Raw genomic sequence first — 18,873 nt, forward strand, 5'->3', positions numbered from 1 at the left:
AGCTCACGTTAGGATTACAGGGATGATTTGGGATACAGTTTCATGCTATTACGGATTATTCCTGGAGAATTGCTTTATTAATAAGCGTTGCTGCGTTATAGTTCTGCATAATTTCTGCTATATCATGCTGCTGTATATTTCTCTTTCAAATCTGCGCAATTTATTCTTTTTTTCTTCACAATTGGCGAAAAAGTGTTTTTTATACTTTCATTGTTTTACCATTGTTATGACTAATTGACGCTAAGACGGTTAAAGTTAATCACGACAACACGGCGCTGTTTTAAATATGCCGTAAAAATAACTGAAAGGAAGGATGGAAATATGCGTAAACTGACTGCTCTATTTGTTGCCTCTACCCTGGCGATGGGTGCTGCGAATCTGGCTCATGCCGCCGAGACTACCACCGCCGCGCCAGCGGATGCGAAGCCAATGATGCAGCATAAAGGTAAATTTGGCCCACATCACGATATGATGTTTAAAAACCTGAACCTGACAGACGCACAGAAGCAACAAATTCGCGACATTATGAAAGCGCAGCGCGAGCAAATGAAACGTCCGCCGCTGGAAGAGCGTCGCGCCATGCATGATATTATTGCCAGCGATACCTTCGATAAAGCCAAAGCCGAAGCGCAAATTACGAAAATGGAAGCGCAGCGCAAGGCCAATATGCTGGCGCATATGGAAACCCAGAATAAAATTTATAACGTTCTGACGCCGGAGCAGAAAAAGCAATATAACGCTAATTTTGAGAAGCGTCTGACAGAACGCCCGGCGCAAGAAGGTAAAATGCCTGCTGCGGCAGAATAACTTTCTGCATAATTTAAGACCGCCGGTCTTGTCGACAACACAATCGTTGAGGTGGACAGGATCGGCGGTTTTCTTTATGACTGGCGACAGTCGGTGTGCAGTTCAATGATCTCATATTGACCTGACATTAGTGGCTTACAGAGAATTTTATAGCCGTCCTGATCAAAGCCCGCAGGTGCGCGCACCAGGGTGGCGGCCTCATCCAGCGAGGGTACCGCCCCCAGCCATAACCAGTTGTTGATAATGTGGAACTGGGTCATTTGTGGGCGACTCTCTTTTAACGCGATAGCGCCTTTCCAGGGCCAGCAAACCACACGTAACCGTTCCAGTGATGCCTGCAGACGAAGAAAATGCGTCTGCAGGCTTTCTTGTCCGCAACACGCGCCAGCGCAGCGCTTCAGAGCGAAACGAAAACAGGCGCGCCCACGGCTTACCGATTCAAGCCCCAGCAGGCCATAACACAATTTTTGTTCATCGGCGAGGTTCTGTAAGCTTTGCAGCGCTGCCCGACGGTTGGCGAAGAGCCCAAACAGGTTCGGCTCATGGGAAAAATCGACGCTGCGGGCGGAAACGACCTCAATCTTTTGTTCGCTCAACTGTAGAGAGCAAAGCTGGCGATTACGACGTAACCGCTTGTTAAACAGCGGCTGTTGTTCTTTGATCAGCCGCGCCTCCAGCAGCAACGCGCCCATTTCCCCAGCGGTGCAGATCCAGCTTATCCGCCGCGCCTGTCGCAGCATCGCGGCCTCGTCAGGCGTTCGCAGATGTGAGAGCACCCGGCTGCGGATATTTACGCTTTTACCGATATAAAGCGGCAGCGTATCGCTTTCGCTATGAAATATATAGACGCCCGGTAAGGCTGGCGCTTCGCTGAGGAAAGGACGTAAATGTTCTGGATATTCGTAAATGGCCGCCGCTTCAAACTCAAGGCGGGGGGCTGATTGACGCCGTACCACAGTGATCTCCGTTAACTGGTTATTCATCCAGTATAACAGCGGATGGGTGATTAAAAAAGAGGCTGGAAAGAGAGGAGGCCGGATAGACGAGCGATATCCGGCGCAACAGTAGAAGTACGCTTACTTTTTCCAAAAGTCGTCGAATACCGTAATCGGTAAACGGCGCTTATGTTCAGTTTTTACATACCAGCCTTCGATAGTTTTAGCGATGGCGGGGTCCAGCGTTTTGCCTTCCAGGTAATCGTCAATATTGTCATATGTTACGCCCAGCGCGGCTTCATCAGGCAGTGAAGGGCGGTCGTCTTCCAAATCGGCGGTGGGGACTTTTTTATACAGATGCTCAGGACAGCCCAGCGCTGCGAGAAGCTGTTTGCCCTGGCGTTTGTTAAGGCGATGAAGCGGGTTAATATCGGTACCGCCATCGCCATATTTGGTGAAGAACCCGGTTATCGCTTCCGCCGCATGGTCGGTACCCACCACGACGCCGTGAGTCATACCGGCGATGCTATATTGCGCTTTCATTCGCTCACGCGCTTTTTCATTGCCGCGAACAAAATCGCTCAGCTCAATTCCCGCTTCGCGCAGCGCCTGTTCGCTGGCGAGGACGGCGCCTTTAATATTGACGGTGAGTACTCTGTCCGGCTGAATAAAAGCAATGGCGTCCTGGCAATCCTGTTCATCGGCCTGCACGCCATAAGGCAGACGAACGGCGATAAACTGCAGCGCATTATCACCGGTCTCTTCCCGCAATTCGGCGATAGCCATCTGGCTGAGTTTCCCGGCCAGCGTCGAATCCTGCCCGCCGCTGATGCCTAACACCAGCGATTTCAAAAAGGGATAGGTTTTCAGGTACGCTTTAAGAAAATCCACGCTGCGGCGAATTTCTTCTTCAGGGTTGATATGCGGTTTCGCGCCAAGCGCCTGGATTATCTCTTGCTGCAGAGTCATTTAACCCCCTTCGACATTAAAAAAATGAATCTTTACCCTGTTAAAGCTACCCCTTCGCCGCTGAAACGACAAGGTTTGGCGGGCTAAGCGGTGTTTAAAACAACATGTCGCTGCGTTAGAGAATTTTCCGAAAGGCTTTTTGTGGCGAGGCGCGGCTTGAAAAATGTTCTGATGTATTCCAGGCTTACATAACACGCTGATAAACAAGAGGACGGAAAATGAACAAGAACGTAGCAGGAATTTTAAGCGCAGCGGCGGTAATGACTATGCTGGCAGGCTGTACGGCGTATGATCGTACAAAAGACCAATTTGTTGAGCCTGTCGTTAAAGATGTTAAAAAAGGAATGAGCAGGGCGCAAGTTGCGCAGATTGCGGGCAAACCGTCATCTGAAGTGAGCATGATTCATGCGCGCGGTACCTGTCAGACCTACATCCTGGGTCAACGTGATGGTAAAGCGGAAACCTACTTTGTTGCGCTGGATGATACTGGGCACGTGATTAACTCCGGCTACCAGACCTGTGCGGAGTACGACACTGACCCACAGGCGCCGAAGCAGTAACAACTGTACATTGCCTGAACATTCAAGGAAACCGGCCTGCGAGCCGGTTTTTTTGTGCCTGCAATAACCTTATTTATTATCGCGAATTATTTACCCGAAATGTGAGGGGGGTCATAACGCCAGGTCAATGAGAGACAATTTAGTGGGTCAAGGAAATACCATCCGGCGGTCCGATCCCATATACTCATTTCAGCCACCTAAAAAAGTAAATCCGGTTACGCAAGTCGCCCAGAGTATGGATGCAGGTTGAGGCTTGCGGCGTATCTGGTTGACAGATAATCGCACATGAGGAAGGTTTTTATGGAAAAGAAACACATTTATCTGTTTTGTTCTGCGGGCATGTCAACATCGTTACTGGTATCAAAAATGCGCGCTCAGGCTGAAAAATATGAAGTGCCGGTGATTATTGAAGCATTCCCTGAAACCCTGGCCGGTGAAAAAGGCCCGGCAGCGGACGTCGTGTTATTAGGCCCGCAAATTGCTTATATGCTCCCCGAAATTCAGCGTTTATTACCCGGTAAACCGGTAGAAGTCATTGATTCAATGTTGTACGGCAAGGTAGATGGTTTAGGCGTGCTTAAAGCTGCGGTAGCGGCAATTAAAAAAGCCGCCGCGAATTAATTATTTTTTAATTTTTCCCGTCAAAGAGTTATTTCATACACTAACCGCAATATTTTATTGCGGTATTTAAGGGTATTTTTCTATGAGTAACGTCATTGCTTCACTTGAAAAGGTACTCCTTCCTTTTGCTGTAAAAATAGGAAAGCAGCCACACGTTAATGCAATCAAGAACGGCTTTATTCGTTTAATGCCATTAACCCTTGCGGGGGCGATGTTTGTATTAATTAATAACGTTTTCCTGAGCTTTGGGGAGGGGTCGTTTTTTTATTCCATGGGCATTCGGCTTGATGCCTCAACCATTGAAACTCTTAATGGATTGAAAGGCATCGGCGGGAACGTCTATAACGGCACATTGGGCATTATGTCGCTCATGGCACCATTTTTTATCGGCATGGCGTTGGCGGAAGAGCGCAAGGTTGATGCGCTGGCCGCCGGACTGCTCTCCGTGGCGGCATTTATGACCGTAACGCCGTATAGTGTCGGCGAGGCCTATGCCGTAGGCGCTAACTGGCTGGGCGGCGCGAATATTATCTCCGGTATTATTATTGGCCTGGTGGTCGCGGAGATGTTTACATTTGTTGTCCGGCGCAACTGGGTGATTAAACTACCGGACAGCGTACCGGCTTCGGTGTCTCGTTCATTCTCAGCATTAATTCCCGGCTTTATTATTCTCTCTATTATGGGGATTATTGCCTGGGCGCTGTCTAATTACGGTTCTAACTTCCATCAGATCATTATGGACACTATCTCTACGCCGCTGGCATCGCTGGGTAGCGTGGTAGGGTGGGCATATGTCATTTTTGTACCGCTGCTGTGGTTCTTTGGTATTCATGGTTCGCTGGCACTGACCGCGCTGGACAGCGGCATCATGACGCCCTGGGCGCTGGAAAACATCTCTATTTACCAGCAGTATGGCTCCGTCGATGCGGCACTGGAAGCCGGTAAAACGTTCCATATCTGGGCGAAACCGATGCTGGATTCTTATATCTTCCTCGGTGGTAGCGGCGCAACGCTGGGTCTGATCATCGCTATCTTCCTGGCATCCCGTCGCGCGGACTATCGCCAGGTGGCAAAACTGGCTCTGCCGTCAGGTATCTTCCAGATTAACGAACCCATCCTGTTTGGCCTGCCGATCATTATGAACCCGGTGATGTTTATCCCCTTCATTCTGGTACAGCCGATTCTGGCGGCGATTACGCTGGTGGCTTACTATTTGGGTATTATTCCGCCGATTACCAATATTGCGCCGTGGACTATGCCAACCGGGCTGGGGGCGTTCTTTAACACCAACGGCAGCGTCGCCGCATTACTGGTTGCGCTATTTAACCTGGCGGTCGCTACCCTGATTTATCTCCCCTTCGTGGTGGTGGCTAACAAAGCGCAGAACGCCATTGAGCAGGAAGAAAGCGAAGAAGATATCGCTAACGCACTGAAATTCTAAACTCCGCGTCGGCATGGGATGCCATGCCGGGCTGAATCAGAGGAAAGACTATGTTTGATCTTGAAAATGTTGTAGATAACCAGACAGCGGCTGAGGAACTCGAAGAAGTCGTTATGGGGCTTATCATCAATTCTGGTCAGGCGCGCAGCCTGGCATATGGCGCGCTCAGAAAAGCGAAAGAAGGCGATTTTGAGGCGGCGAAAGCGATGATGGACCAGTCGCGCATGGCGCTCAATGAAGCGCATCTTGTGCAGACAAAACTCATCGAAGGCGATCAGGGCGAAGGCAAAATGAAAGTCAGTCTGGTCCTGGTTCACGCTCAGGATCATTTGATGACATCAATGCTGGCTCGTGAACTGATTGCTGAGTTAATTGAGCTCCATGAGAAACTGAAATAACAGGGGGCGGATGATGCAGCTACAGGTTAACGCAACGGAAATCAAAACGGTTTATGAGCAGCAGCTCTTCAATGGCAAAAATTTCCATGTGTTTATCTATAACAAGACGGAAAGCGTCACCGGGCTGCATCAGCACGACTACTATGAATTTACCCTGGTATTGACCGGACGTTATTACCAGGAGATCAACGGGAAGCGTGTGCTGCTGGAACGTGGAGATTTTGTTTTTATCCCGGTGGGGTCGAATCACCAAAGTTTCTATGAGTTTGGCGCAACGCGTATTCTGAACGTAGGAATTAGTAAACGTTTTTTTGAACAGCATTATCTTCCGTTACTGCCGTTTTGTTTTGTGGCATCGCAGGTATACAGGGCGAATAGCACCTTCCTTACCTATATTGAAACGGTGATTGCGTCGTTGAATTTTCGCGGCAATGGGCTCGACGAATTTATCGAAGTGGTGACATTTTATATTATAAACCGCTTACGTCATTACCGCGAAGAGCAGGTTTATGATGATATCCCACAATGGCTGAAAGCCACCGTGGAGATAATGCACGATAAATCGCAGTTTGGCGAACATGCGCTGGAAAATATGGTGCGCCTGTCGGCAAAATCCCAGGAGTATCTAACGCGCGCCACCCGACGTTATTACAGCAAAACGCCGATGCAAATCATTAATGAGATTCGCATTAATTTTGCCAAGAAACAGTTGGAAATGACCAATTATTCGGTTACGGATATTGCTTATGAAGCCGGGTATAGCAGTCCAAGTCTGTTTATTAAAACGTTTAAGAAGATGACCTCATTCACGCCGAATAGTTATCGGAAGCGATTGACGGAAATTAATGAGTAACGGTTTGCATTGCTCGATTAGTTACATTTCACGCTTGCCCCAATAGCAGGGGAACGTCACGCTATTTCTTACGAGCGGGCATAGCGTAATACATATCAGTGTCATACACTGAAGGGAGATATTATGAGCCAGAAATTAAAAGTCGTCACTATTGGTGGCGGGAGCAGCTACACCCCTGAATTACTTGAAGGCTTTATTAAACGCTACCATGAATTACCTGTCACCGAATTATGGTTGGTTGACGTTGAAGATGGGAAAGAGAAGCTGGGCATTATTTATGATCTCTGCCAGCGAATGATTGATAAAGCAGGCGTTCCGCTAAAATTGTATAAAACGCTGGATCGTCGGGAAGCGCTGAAAGACGCTAATTTTGTTACTACCCAGCTACGCGTTGGTCAACTCAAAGCCCGTGAACTGGACGAGCGTATCCCGCTTAGCCACGGCTATCTGGGGCAAGAAACCAACGGCGCTGGCGGTTTATTTAAAGGGTTGCGCACCATTCCGGTTATTTTTGACATCATTAAGGATGTTGAGGAATTATGTCCGAATGCGTGGGTCATTAACTTTACTAATCCGGCGGGGATGGTGACGGAAGCGGTTTATCGTCATACCAACTTTAAAAAGTTCATTGGCGTATGTAATATTCCTGTCGGCATGAAAATGTTTATTCATGACGTGCTGGCGCTGAATGAGACTGACGATCTTTCCATTGACCTGTTTGGTCTAAACCATATGGTCTTTATTAAAGACGTGCTGGTGAATGGCACCTCACGGTTCGCAGAATTACTGGATGGCGTGGCGTCCGGTCAGTTGAAAGCGTCAACCGTAAAAAATATCTTTGATCTGCCGTTTAGTGAAGGATTGATTCGCTCGCTGAACATGCTGCCGTGCTCTTATTTGTTGTATTACTTCAAGCAAAAAGAGATGCTGGCGATTGAAATGGGCGAATATTACAAAGGCGGCGCGCGCGCTCAGGTCGTACAAAAAGTGGAGAAACAACTCTTCGACTTGTACAAAAATCCTGAGCTAAACGTGAAGCCGAAAGAGCTTGAGCAACGCGGCGGCGCTTATTATTCCGATGCCGCTTGTGAAGTCATTAACGCTATTTATAATGACAAGCAGACTGAGCATTACGTTAATATTCCACATCATGGGCATGTCGAGAATATTCCGGCGGACTGGGCGGTGGAAATGACCTGCATTCTGGGACGCAATGGCGCGACGCCGCACCCGCGTATCACCCGTTTTGACGAAAAAGTGCTGGGGCTTATCCATACTATTAAAGGATTTGAGGTCGCGGCCAGCAATGCGGCGCTGAGCGGAAACTTTAATGATGTTCTGCTGGCGCTTAACCTGAGTCCGCTGGTGCATTCCGACCGTGACGCAGAAGTCCTGGCGCGTGAGCTCATTCTGGCGCATGAAAAATGGCTGCCTAATTTTGCCGCTTGCATCGAAGCGCTTAAAGGTAAGCACCACTGACAGAGGTAGGCTATGGAACGCGTGTTGATTGTGAATGCTGATGATTTTGGCCTGAGTAAAGGGCAAAATTACGGCATTGTTGAAGCATATCGCAATGGCGTTGTGACCTCCACGACGGCGCTGGTCAATGGCGAGGCTATTGGCCATGCGGCGCAGCTTAGCCGCGAGCTGCCTGCGCTTGGGGTGGGAATGCATTTTGTTTTGACGTTAGGCAAACCGGTGTCAGAGATGCCGGGCCTGACGCGGGACGGCCTGTTGGGGAAATGGATCTGGCAAATGGCGGAGGAGGATACGCTTCCGCTGGATGAAATTGCGCATGAACTGGCGTGTCAGTATCAGCGTTTCATCGACGTATTTGGCCGCGAGCCAACGCATCTCGACAGCCACCATCATGTGCATATGCTCCCGCAAATTTTCCCCATCGTCGCCCGCTTTGCGGCGCAGCGCGGGATTGCGTTACGTATTGACCGCCAGACGGTGTTGAACGCCGACGATCTGCCGTCGGATTTGCGCAGCACTCAAGGATTTAGTAGTGAATTTTACGGCGAGGAGATCACCGAAGCGTGCTTTTTACGCATTCTGGATGCCTCGGCGCATCGAGGAGAGGCCTCTCTGGAGGTGATGTGTCATCCGGCGTTTGTGGACAACATTATTCGCCAGAGCGCCTATTGTTACCCCCGCTTAACTGAACTGGAGGTGTTGACGTCTGCGTCACTCAAGGCAGCGATTGCGGAACGTGGATATCGTCCTGGCAGTTTTCTTGATATTTAGCTCCTGAGTTTGCGGCGCAAGAATGCGCCGCATTTTTTGTCGTTTATGCAGGAATCGCGTTAATTTTCCCCGCACGCGACCAGACACGGTGTGCCGCCATCAGCGTCAGCAGAGTGTCCATAAAGTGGTGGTCAACGTTATCTGCCTCAACAAGTCCTTCTTCCCCCTGGCTATCAATGTTTAAAAGCGCCTTAAACCGTCGGGCGTCGCCTGCCAGTGCGATGGGCTTCAGATGTTTGTAGGCTTCCAGAAGGTAGTAACGGGCATCGCCGCAACTCTCGATATCGGCAATATTGCCGCACGGTACTATTACCGCATCGACCGTTAGCGACGGCGCGCCGGCAAAGGTTGCCGCAATAGTTAATGTTGAACCGTCATCAGCCGTTACTTCACCCATCCGTGAATAGAGCAGTTTTGCGTGGACGCCTTTGGCTTTTAAAGCCTGCAAAATGGTCAACAGTTCGGCGGCGTTAACCTTGTCGTTCAGCAGGATAGCGACCACGCGGCCTTTAACATCGCCGTCCGGCACCGCATACAGGCTGAGCGCCGGATCTTTTTTCAGACCGTTGACATCAGGAGGCGGGGCAATTTGCGTTTGTTCATGGGTGAGTGCAAAACCGAGATTATGCGCGACGCCCTGAGCCAGCGTGACATCAATATGCGCTAACTGATCGACCACCCGCTCCCGAATATACGCGCGGGCGACTTTACCCAGTTCAAAGCTGAACGCGTCAATAATATGCTGCTGCTCTATCGGCGTCTGACTGAGCCAGAACAGGCGGGGATGCGCGTAATATTCACCAAAAGAAGGGCTGCGTTCGCGGATTTTATTGCCATCCACGCGTTCCTGGTATGATTCGAAGCCGCCGCGTTTTGGCGCTGGCGGCGTTTCGCGTGGCCAGTTGTCATTAATGGAGTTTGGTTCATAGTTCGCCGGATTGGTGTCGATATCCATCCGGTGCATACCGTCACGCTGGAAGTTATGGTAGGGGCAGGTAGGGCGGTTAATCGGAATTTCGTGGAAGTTTGGCCCGCCCAGACGACTGATTTGCGTGTCGGTATAAGAGAACAGACGCCCCTGTAACAGCGGATCGTTGGTAAAATCAATGCCGGGAACAATATGTCCTGGATGAAATGCCGCCTGTTCGTTTTCAGCGAAAAAGTTATCCGGATTACGGTTTAACACCATTTTGCCGACGCGTTGTACTGGCACCAACTCTTCCGGAATCAGTTTGGTCGGATCGAGCAGATCAAAATCGAATTTAAATTCATCCTCTTCGGCAATGAGTTGTAGGCCCAGCTCGTATTCCGGGAAATCGCCCGCTTCGATGGCCTCCCACAGATCCCGGCGGTGAAAATCCGGATCGCGACCGGTCAGTTTTTGTGACTCATCCCACACCAGCGAGGCTTTACCTGCCAACGGTTTCCAGTGGAAACGGACAAAGGTCGCTTTCCCTTGTGCATTGATCAGACGGAAGGTGTGAATGCCGAACCCTTCCATCGTCCGATAACTGCGTGGAATACCGCGATCCGACATTGCCCACATGACGTTGTGCAGCGTCTCAGGCTGTAAGGAAACATAGTCCCAGAAGGTGTCGTGCGCGCTCTGTCCTTGCGGAATAGCCCAATGAGGTTCGGGCTTAACGGCGTGCACAAAATCTGGAAACTTATGCGCATCCTGGATAAAAAAGATCGGCGTGTTATTACCGACGAGATCGAAAATTCCCTCTTCGGTATAAAATTTGGTCGCAAAACCGCGGATATCACGTACGGTATCAGCAGACCCCGCGCCGCCCTGTACTGTCGAAAAGCGAACAAAGACCGGGGTAATTTTCTGTGGATCGCACAGAAACGCGGCTTTCGTGATGTCGCTCAGGTCTTTATATGGCTGGAAATAACCGTGCGCTGCAGATCCGCGGGCGTGAACGATCCTCTCCGGGATACGCTCATGGTCAAAGTGGGTAATTTTCTCGCGCAGGATAAAATCTTCCAACAGCGTAGGGCCACGGCTGCCGGCGCGAAGAGAATTTTGATCGTCGGCGATGCGCACGCCCTGATTGGTGGTCAGCGCATAATTTTCGCTGCCTTTACGAAAGGCGTCGAGGGCGGTGAGCTTATCATTCGCGGTCTCGGGCGCTTTTAAGCTGCCGGGGGCCGTTGGTTGCGCGCCCGGCGGCGTCGGTTCTGGCGTGGGGCGATGTGAACCGTCTGACGGCGCCAGGGAGTCCAGGCCGGGCTGTGATTCACGGGTATCATGCACGGGGGACTGATGGGGGGATTTCTCATTATGCGACATTGAACTCGTCTCCTGCTTTCATCACTGAAATGGGCGTGGTAGTAGTCAAAATCACTCTAACTATAGAACATTTCAGCAATTATGCCGGGGGAGAGCGGAACAGCAGACAGGGTATAACAGGGAAATCGCACGCGCGGAACAGGACGTCGGGGGCGAAGATCGGCTAAAATAGTGTTTTTCTGATTTTTAGCCTTAGAGCCTATCCCAGTAGGCGTTATTGGCGCAGCCAGTTTGGACACGGACAGCGCGCAAAAACCGGAGCGTACACGTAGTACGTGAGGATTTTGAGCACTGCCCAGGACCAAAATGGCAAGTAAAATAGCCCTAATGGGATAGGCTCTTAGCCTCTTTTAGTGAAGCATTAATGATGAAACCTCTTCGCCAGCAAAATCGCCAGATTATTAGCTATATTCCGCGTGTTGAACCCGCGCCGCCGGAACATGCGATAAAAATGGATACGTTTCGCGACGTCTGGATACTGCGCGGTAAGTATGTTGCCTTTGTTCTGATGGGGGAGTCATTTCAACGGTCGCCCGCCTTTAGCGTGCCAGAATCGGCGCAGCGTTGGGCGAATCAGGTTCGCCAGGAAAACGAAATCGCTGACTAAGAAAAAAACAAAATGCCGGTACTGGAGACCGGCGTTTTTAGTGACAGACATTTTGAGTTGCTGATCGTCGTGTCTCAGACGATGTGAACGCCCGATAATGTATTATCGATGCGCCAGTTCAGCGTCTTCTTCGCTATCGAGAATGGTTTTATCGGTCTGCTTCAGCCACTGGCTGGTCAGCGTACCCGCGGTCATTGAGCCGCTCACGTTCAGTGCGGTACGGCCCATATCAATCAACGGTTCGACGGAGATTAACAGCGCGACCAGCGTGACCGGTAAGCCCATGGCAGGCAGCACTATCAGCGCGGCGAAGGTCGCGCCGCCGCCAACGCCGGCAACACCCGCCGAACTTACGGTAACGATACCCACCAGCGTGGCTATCCATACGGGGTCTAAGGGGTTGATGCCGACCGTCGGCGCAACCATTACCGCTAACATTGCAGGATAAAGACCGGCACAACCGTTTTGGCCGATGGTCGCGCCAAAAGAGGCAGCAAAGCTGGCGATGGACTCCGGCACGCCCAGGCGGCGGGTTTGCGCTTCCACATTAAGTGGAATGGAGGCGGCGCTGGAGCGGCTGGTAAAGGCAAATGTCAGCACCGGCCACACCTTGCGGAAATATTTCAGCGGGCTAATCCCGTTCACGCCCAATAGTATGCCGTGAACCACAAACATTATCGCCAGACCAAGATATGACGCTACCACGAAGCTTCCAAGCTTAATGATGTCCTGCAGATTAGAGCCGGCAACCACTTTCGTCATCAGCGCCAGTACGCCATAAGGCGTAAGTTGCATCACCAGACGCACCAGCTTCATCACCCAGCTTTGCAGGGTATCGATAGCAACAAGCACACGCTCGCCTTTTGGCGCATCATCTTTCAGCAGTTTAAGCGCGGCCACGCCCAGGAATGCGGCGAAAATCACCACGCTGATAATAGACGTAGGATTGGCGCCAGTCAGATCCGCAAACGGATTTTTCGGTACAAAAGACAGCACCAGTTGCGGCACGCTGAGATCGGCCACTTTGCCGACATAGCTCGTCTCAATGGCATTCAGACGCGCGGTTTCCGCGCCGCCCTGAACCAGACCTTCCGCCGTCAGTCCGAACAGATTGGTGACCAGCACGCCCACCAGCGCTGCGATAAGGGTAGTAAACAGCAGCGTGCCGATAGTCAGAAAACTGATTTTCCCCAATTGAGAGGCGTTATGCAGTCGTGCCACGGCGCTTAAAATAGAGGCGAATACCAGCGGCATCACAATCATTTGTAGTAATTGCACATAACCGTTGCCGACAATATTGAACCACTGAATGGAGTCTTTTAACACCTGACTGTCAGCGCCATAAATGGTGTGCAGGGCCAGACCAAAGACCACGCCCATCACAAGGCCGACAAGCACTTTTTTAGCCAGACTCCACTGTTTATGACGGGCCTGCGCCAGTACAAACAGCAGAATGACGAACACCGCAATGTTCGCAATTAATGGAAAATTCATCCCCGTTCTCCTGATTTTTTTATTATGAAGCGCTGTGTTTTAGCGATTCTGTTCGCGCAAGATTAGCAGAACTGTGAGCTGGCTCTTATATTCAAATGGAATGGTTTATACCAAAAATGACTTTGGCGTTGATTTACTAATCAATCTGGTGATTTATAAAACGATTGAACTGCATTTGCAGGATAGTGATCATCTGCGAAGACCAGCGTATGACGTTGTTTTCCGGCATGGACTGCGGCATCCACACCGCCCAGGCAAACAACGCCATACATAAAAATCGCTCCAGTTGATTGCCTTTGCGCGGCGCCAGAATAGGCAGGCGGAAACGCCAGCGGCACGGCCACAGTAAGGGAACGCCTGCGGGGGTGAGCATATCCGCGACGATATGGCTTAAATAGCCAAGTACCATGCCTTGCAGCGCATCCGCCGGGATAATCCACGTATCCGGCACCTTGAGATAAAAGGTCGCCAGTAGGGCAAAGACCGCCAGCAGACTATGGGTAAAGCCCCGGTGACCGAACGCGCGGGCGATCGGTTTCGATACCCATTTCAGGCGCTGACCAAGAAAAGATTTGGGGTGGTCGATATCCGGCAGCAGACAGGTCAAAATAGCCGAAGGAATAATATGCCACCAGTCGCCGTGCGCAAGGACGGGCGTTAACTCGGCATTCTTGGCGAAAACCGCGCTGGCTATAGAAAAAAGAAGATGTCCTTCCGCCGTCATGATAAAACCCATTAAACTGTCAATTCATACAGTATAGGGTTTTTATACAGTAGGCGGAAGTGGTGACGTTGTAACTCTTTGTCTCTGTCAAAGCCGCTTGCCGTCTGGCTCAGCGGCTAATTGCCCGTTGACTTTGTTTCGGAAACATCTTAACCGAGTAGATGCGCCGCCGTCAGCTCTGTCAGTGAGTTAAGTTTGACATTCGCCAGCGCAAAGCGCGGATCATGCTGGTTTTCTTCTGCTGGCACCACAATGGCGCGCATTCGCGCCGCCTTTGCCGCGATTAAACCATTCACCGAATCTTCCAGCGCCACGCAGGTTAATGGATCAACGCCTAATTTGGCCGCACAATCCAGATAAACCTGCGGGTGCGGTTTGCTGTAGGGCAATTTTTCCGCAGAGGCCAGCGCGTCAAAACTGTCGCGCAGTTCAAACATGGTGAGCACTTTTTCCAGCATATGCAGCGGCGATGCCGAGGCAAGCCCCACTAATAGCCCCTGCGCTTTACACAGCGCCACGGCCTCGCGCACACCCGGCAAAAGAGGGCGCGTCTCTTCGATAAGCGTAATCGCGCGGGCAATAACACGGTTTGTCACTTCCTGGCGATCGGGGCCGCTCCACGGTTGCTGCGCAAACCAGAGATCGACAACCATATCAATGCGTAGCCCAAGCGTGTCTGGTAACTCATGGCGCCGAGTAATATCTACGCCTAAACTTGCCATCACGTCCAGTTCAGCGCGATCCCAGAGCGGTTCGGAATCGATCAGTAGTCCATCCATATCGAAAATTGCAGCAAGAATTTGACGTGGGGTTGACATCACAACCTCTCCTGTTGAGATTAAAAAATAACGAATTAAGCGTTCATTATGACCATGTTCTTAGTATATCGCCCTTAAAGATCAGGCGAAAACGGGAATCAACAGGTAGACTTAGGCCAAAACGACGCGTCTTTATCAAGGGGAACTCATGACGTATCAACAAGCTGGACGCATTGCAATCCTAAAAAGAGTTGTTGGGTGGGTTATTTTTATTCCGGCACTGCTTTCCACGCTCATCTCAGTCCTTAAATTTATGTATGCGCACAGTGAAAAGCAGGAGGGGATAAATGCGGTAATGCTGGATTTTACCCACGTAATGATAGACATGATGCGCGTGAATACGCCGTTTCTGAATGTTTTTTGGTACAACTCGCCGACGCCGAATTTTCAGGGAAGCCTGAATATCGGTTTCTGGCTCATTTTTATTCTGATTTTTGTCGGGCTGGCGATGCAGGATTCCGGCGCCAGAATGAGCCGCCAGTCACGTTTTTTACGTGAAGGCGTGGAAGATCAGTTGATCCTGGAAAAAGCAAAAGGCGCGGAAGGACTAACGCGTGAGCAGATAGAGTCACGTATCGTGGTGCCGCACCATACCATCTTTTTACAGTTTTTCCCGCTCTATATTTTGCCGGTCATTATTATCGTGCTCGGCTACTTTTTCTTTTCCTTGTTAGGCTTCATGTAAACTGAAAAATGCCGGATAGCCCGTATCCGGCATGGGCTGTACCTATACTGCAAGCAGCCGATCCATCGCTTTTTGCGCAGTAGCCAGGTGCTGACCGCCAAACAGCCTTGCCCGATTAAGCAGGGTGTAGAGCTGGTAAATCGGCTGCCTGTCGAGAAAATCCAGCGGTAGCGGCGAAACGGACTGATAGCCATCATAAATCTGCGGTGGCTGATCGGTATGCAGCGGTAGCATCGCCAGATCGCATTCTCTGTCGCCCCAATAGCAGGCTGGATCGAAGATATAGGGGCCGTCAGGGCCAAGCGCGCAGTTCGCCGACCATAGATCGCCATGCAAAAGAGAAGGCTGCGGTTGATGCGACGCCAGACGTTGCTGAATATGTTCAACAATGGCGTCAATATTACCAAAAGTAATGCCTTTTTCCGCGGCGAGTTCAAGCTGCCAGCCAATGCGCTGTTCGGCGAAAAAAGTCGACCAACGGCGTTGCCAGGTATTCGGCTGCGGCGTGGTAGAGAGCGCGTTATCAAAATCGAGGCCGAATTGAGGTTGGTCGCTCCATTGGTGCAGGCGCGCCAGCTGTTGCCCAAGAATAAACGCATTATGGGCATCCAGCGGGCGGGGCGAGAGGTAGTCCATAACTAAAAAGCTGTAATCCCGATCCGAACCTACCGCCCATACCTTAGGCACAACAACGGTTTTACTGCGGGAGAGCAGTTCCAGCTGATCGGCTTCAGCGGTAAAACCGCGAAGCATTTCTCGTTCATCGCACTTCACGAAAAAATCATGGCCTGCATAACGTAAATGCCATGCGGCATGAACTTCTCCGCTTGGCAGTTCATTACGCAGTTCGATTTCGCCTTCACCGACTTGCTCGCTTAAAAGACGACTGATAGCTTGCCACATAATGTCTCTCCCCACGTTGTCTGCCAGATCATAAGGTTAGCGCAAAAATGCGGTTAAAAAATACGAACTAACGCACATCACGGACGCGCCGCGGCGGGAATGGCACTTATTGTGCGTTTTTACTCCACGCCTCCCAGGTCGCCACGGTAATGTCGACATCCTTATCTAACGCGCTTTTCGCAAGTCCGGCGACAAGCGCTTTGATTTCATCAGCGCTCTGAGCGCTAATAAAGCCAAACGTATTGGTGCCGAGCTCATGCACATTCCCTTCATCGTCCGTTAATGTCAGCAAAAAACCGCTACGCGTCAGATGGTTATTGAGTTCGTTAATCTCGGTCAGGGAATCTTCATGGAAGGTTACGGTAATAACATAACGGGTAATATCGCCACTGGCCATCGTTCACCTCGTTGGGAGCAACTGTGTTTTTAACAGCGGCGGATGCGCCGCCCGTTAACCGATTTTCCGGTATCCCCCTCGGGGAGGGGGATACGGTTATTGCGCGGAAAGATAGGCGTATATTTTTTGGGTATCGTCACGAGAACACAGACGCGTACCTTGATTGAGCGTAGCGGCGCTGCCTGCCGCCACACCGAAGCGCACCATCTCTTCCAGCGACGCGTCTTGCGCCAGTTTTAACGTCATCGCGCCTACCATACTGTCGCCTGCGCCGACAGTACTTTGACTTTTCACCGGGGGAGGAACAACCTGGATGCAATTCTCACTGTCTATGCCCAGCGCCCCTTGCGGCCCCAGAGAGACCACTACCCGGCGAGCCTTGCCGCTTTGCACTAATTCCTGGGCCGCTTTACGCACATCATCAGGCTGCGTCAGATCGCGATTGACCAACGCGCTCAATTCTTTCAGGTTAGGTTTCACCAGTTCGATATCGCCAAGCGCCAGCGCGGCGGTGAGCGCGTCGCCAGAGCTATCAATAATGCAGCGAATGCCTTGCTTCTGCGCGGCGGAAATCAGTTGCGTAAGTTTCTCGACCTTAACGCCGGGCGGAAGGCTGCCGCTGATAACCAAAATTGCCCCGGATTCAATTTCCAGTACCTGTTCTTCAAGCTGGCGAAATTCATCATCGTCCAGCGTGGCGCCGGGCATAACAAAACGATACTGTTCGCCGCTGGACTCGACGTGGACGTGCAGGTTCTGACGCGTCCAGTCTTTCGCATCGACGGTAGACACGGGGACATTTTCGTCAGCCAGTAGTGCGACCAGATGTTCGCCGGTAGCGCCGCCAGCCGGGAAAATTGCGGTCGCGGTGCCGCCAAGATGCGCAATGGCGCGAGCGACATTAATACCCCCGCCGCCGGGTTCGAATACCGGCGCGGAGCACCGCAGTTTACCTTCGGGATAAATTTGCGGCGTGATTGTTGCGCTATCGAGAGAGGGCGCAAGCGTCAACGTATAGATACGTACCATCGTTACCTCCTGTTAGGCTGATTTCAGTCTGGCACTTAATCCCCGGAAAGTGAAGGAATTAACAATATGATTTTCCGGATCTTTATTTAAAGAAGTACGATGTAAAGTTATATAAATAAATGAATGCTTCGGGAGGGTTCTTATTCAAAAAATGAAATAGTAATTGATTGCTATGTTATTCGGGGCTTCTTATAATTCGCTACCTTTCCAGGGGCGTTTGTCATTGATCCCTATGAAAGTTTCCGGGACCGTCGTGGTCTCTTTTTTAGTTGTACGGACTCTATATAAATGAAGCTTTTGAAGGCAGTACCCGCTGTAGTTATGCTGGCGGGTGGCGTGTTCGCGTCTCTGTATGCCGCCGCCGATGATTCCGTTTTTACTGTCATGGATGATCCCTCCACCGCGAAAAAACCTTTTGAAGGTAATCTGAATGCGGGCTACCTTGCTCAGTCAGGCAATACTAAAAGTTCTTCCTTAACGGCTGACACGGCGATGACCTGGTATGGACAACGTACCGCCTGGTCATTATGGGGCAATGCCAGCAATACCTCCTCTAATGATGAACGCTCTTCAGAAAAATATGCGGTAGGCGCGCGTAACCGTTTTAATATGACGGATTATGATTATACCTTTGGCCAGGCCAGTTGGCTGACAGACCGTTTCAACGGTTATCGTCAGCGCGACGTACTGACCGCCGGTTACGGGCGGCAGTTCCTTAATGGTCCAGTACACAGCTTCCGTTTTGAATTCGGTCCAGGGGTTCGCTATGACGAACATACGGACGATACCACTGAAACGCAGCCGTTGGGTTATGCTTCCGGCAGCTATGCCTGGCAGTTAACTGACAATGCTAAGTTTACACAGGGGGTGTCAGTATTTGGCGCAGAAGACACCACACTAAATTCGGAAACAGCCCTCAATGTCGCCATTAACGAACATTTTGGTCTAAAGGTGGGGTATAATTTAACGTGGAACTCGCAGCCGCCTGAATCAGCGCCGGAACATACCGATCGTCGCACTACGGTAACGCTTGGCTATAAGATGTAATATTGTACCGGGTTACGTTACGTAGCCCGGTTATTCCGT

Annotated in this window: 20 protein-coding genes; 11 read left to right on the top strand and 9 right to left on the bottom strand. The window is 50.8% G+C overall.

Annotation, left to right across the window (positions count from 1 at the left end):
* The first annotated feature begins 321 nt into the window (after positions 1-321).
* Entirely contained in the window at positions 322-807 is a 486-nt protein-coding gene (gene spy, locus ACLD4K_RS00085; RefSeq protein ID WP_001229001.1) for an ATP-independent periplasmic protein-refolding chaperone Spy, read from the top strand.
* Positions 808-881: 74 nt separating this feature from the next.
* Here the strand turns inward: spy and cho are convergent, their stop codons facing one another.
* Together cho and nadE are read right to left on the bottom strand one after the other, a co-directional pair.
* Positions 882-1,763, bottom strand: a complete 882-nt coding sequence (cho, locus tag ACLD4K_RS00090) for an excinuclease Cho (RefSeq protein ID WP_411011171.1) — start codon at positions 1,761-1,763, stop codon at positions 882-884.
* 120 nt (positions 1,764-1,883) lie between these two features.
* A complete protein-coding gene (gene nadE / locus ACLD4K_RS00095) occupies positions 1,884-2,711 on the bottom strand; it encodes an ammonia-dependent NAD(+) synthetase (protein ID WP_000174980.1) in 828 nt (275 codons plus the stop codon).
* Between the two features lie 218 nt (positions 2,712-2,929).
* Here nadE and osmE point away from each other — a divergent pair, with 218 nt between their 5' ends.
* The 7 genes from osmE (at position 2,930) to chbG (ending at position 8,834) form a co-directional block, all read left to right on the top strand.
* On the top strand, positions 2,930-3,271 hold the full coding sequence (gene osmE / locus ACLD4K_RS00100) for an osmotically-inducible lipoprotein OsmE (protein ID WP_001039301.1): 342 nt from the start codon (positions 2,930-2,932) through the stop codon (positions 3,269-3,271).
* Positions 3,272-3,571: 300 nt separating this feature from the next.
* Positions 3,572-3,892 (top strand): PTS N,N'-diacetylchitobiose transporter subunit IIB, encoded by a 321-nt coding sequence (chbB, locus tag ACLD4K_RS00105; RefSeq protein ID WP_000412161.1) that lies wholly within the window; start codon positions 3,572-3,574, stop codon positions 3,890-3,892.
* Positions 3,893-3,974: 82 nt separating this feature from the next.
* A complete protein-coding gene (gene chbC, locus ACLD4K_RS00110; RefSeq protein ID WP_000073067.1) occupies positions 3,975-5,333 on the top strand; it encodes a PTS N,N'-diacetylchitobiose transporter subunit IIC in 1,359 nt (452 codons plus the stop codon).
* A gap of 50 nt (positions 5,334-5,383) precedes the next feature.
* On the top strand, positions 5,384-5,731 hold the full coding sequence (gene chbA / locus ACLD4K_RS00115) for a PTS N,N'-diacetylchitobiose transporter subunit IIA (protein ID WP_079944263.1): 348 nt from the start codon (positions 5,384-5,386) through the stop codon (positions 5,729-5,731).
* Between the two features lie 10 nt (positions 5,732-5,741).
* On the top strand, positions 5,742-6,584 hold the full coding sequence (gene chbR, locus ACLD4K_RS00120) for a transcriptional regulator ChbR (protein WP_079944262.1): 843 nt from the start codon (positions 5,742-5,744) through the stop codon (positions 6,582-6,584).
* A 123-nt stretch (positions 6,585-6,707) separates the two neighbouring features.
* Complete coding sequence (locus tag ACLD4K_RS00125) at positions 6,708-8,063, top strand: 6-phospho-beta-glucosidase (RefSeq protein ID WP_000078780.1); 1,356 nt, start codon at positions 6,708-6,710, stop codon at positions 8,061-8,063.
* Between the two features lie 12 nt (positions 8,064-8,075).
* Complete coding sequence (chbG, locus tag ACLD4K_RS00130) at positions 8,076-8,834, top strand: chitin disaccharide deacetylase (RefSeq protein ID WP_411011172.1); 759 nt, start codon at positions 8,076-8,078, stop codon at positions 8,832-8,834.
* Between the two features lie 43 nt (positions 8,835-8,877).
* Here chbG and katE read toward each other — a convergent pair whose 3' ends face one another.
* Complete coding sequence (gene katE, locus ACLD4K_RS00135) at positions 8,878-11,130, bottom strand: catalase HPII (protein WP_135370559.1); 2,253 nt, start codon at positions 11,128-11,130, stop codon at positions 8,878-8,880.
* Positions 11,131-11,494: 364 nt separating this feature from the next.
* On the opposite strand from katE, the gene cedA reads away from it, so the two are divergent.
* Positions 11,495-11,737, top strand: coding sequence for a cell division activator CedA (gene cedA, locus ACLD4K_RS00140; RefSeq protein WP_000977509.1), 243 nt, complete (start codon positions 11,495-11,497; stop codon positions 11,735-11,737).
* Positions 11,738-11,839: 102 nt separating this feature from the next.
* On the opposite strand, the gene tcyP is transcribed toward cedA, so the two are convergent.
* The 3 genes from tcyP to hxpB form a co-directional block, all read right to left on the bottom strand.
* Positions 11,840-13,231, bottom strand: a complete 1,392-nt coding sequence (gene tcyP / locus ACLD4K_RS00145) for a cystine/sulfocysteine:cation symporter (RefSeq protein WP_001010662.1) — start codon at positions 13,229-13,231, stop codon at positions 11,840-11,842.
* 136 nt (positions 13,232-13,367) lie between these two features.
* Entirely contained in the window at positions 13,368-13,967 is a 600-nt protein-coding gene (locus ACLD4K_RS00150) for a metal-dependent hydrolase (protein ID WP_000505804.1), read from the bottom strand.
* A gap of 137 nt (positions 13,968-14,104) precedes the next feature.
* The gene (gene hxpB, locus ACLD4K_RS00155; protein WP_000106854.1) at positions 14,105-14,773 is read right to left on the bottom strand and encodes a hexitol phosphatase HxpB; all 669 of its coding nucleotides are present in this window, start codon (positions 14,771-14,773) and stop codon (positions 14,105-14,107) included.
* Between the two features lie 148 nt (positions 14,774-14,921).
* On the opposite strand from hxpB, the gene ACLD4K_RS00160 reads away from it, so the two are divergent.
* The gene (locus ACLD4K_RS00160) at positions 14,922-15,458 is read left to right on the top strand and encodes a YniB family protein (protein WP_000222158.1); all 537 of its coding nucleotides are present in this window, start codon (positions 14,922-14,924) and stop codon (positions 15,456-15,458) included.
* A gap of 42 nt (positions 15,459-15,500) precedes the next feature.
* On the opposite strand, the gene ACLD4K_RS00165 is transcribed toward ACLD4K_RS00160, so the two are convergent.
* The 3 genes from ACLD4K_RS00165 to pfkB all read right to left on the bottom strand — a co-directional run bounded on the left by ACLD4K_RS00165 (position 15,501) and on the right by pfkB (position 17,787).
* The gene (locus tag ACLD4K_RS00165) at positions 15,501-16,361 is read right to left on the bottom strand and encodes a fructosamine kinase family protein (protein ID WP_411011173.1); all 861 of its coding nucleotides are present in this window, start codon (positions 16,359-16,361) and stop codon (positions 15,501-15,503) included.
* Positions 16,362-16,467: 106 nt separating this feature from the next.
* Positions 16,468-16,758 (bottom strand): type V toxin-antitoxin system endoribonuclease antitoxin GhoS, encoded by a 291-nt coding sequence (ghoS, locus tag ACLD4K_RS00170; protein ID WP_000146129.1) that lies wholly within the window; start codon positions 16,756-16,758, stop codon positions 16,468-16,470.
* Between the two features lie 96 nt (positions 16,759-16,854).
* Positions 16,855-17,787: a 6-phosphofructokinase II gene (gene pfkB, locus ACLD4K_RS00175; RefSeq protein WP_000251707.1), complete on the bottom strand. Its 933-nt coding sequence runs from the start codon at positions 17,785-17,787 to the stop codon at positions 16,855-16,857.
* Positions 17,788-18,075: 288 nt separating this feature from the next.
* On the opposite strand from pfkB, the gene ACLD4K_RS00180 reads away from it, so the two are divergent.
* Positions 18,076-18,834, top strand: a complete 759-nt coding sequence (locus ACLD4K_RS00180) for a YdiY family protein (protein WP_000770981.1) — start codon at positions 18,076-18,078, stop codon at positions 18,832-18,834.
* The last annotated feature ends 39 nt before the right edge of the window (positions 18,835-18,873 follow it).

Origin of the sequence: Salmonella sp. 741265055_HSA, assembly GCF_046569525.1 — a bacterium.
In the GTDB taxonomy this organism is placed as follows: Bacteria; Pseudomonadota; Gammaproteobacteria; order Enterobacterales; family Enterobacteriaceae; genus Salmonella; species Salmonella enterica.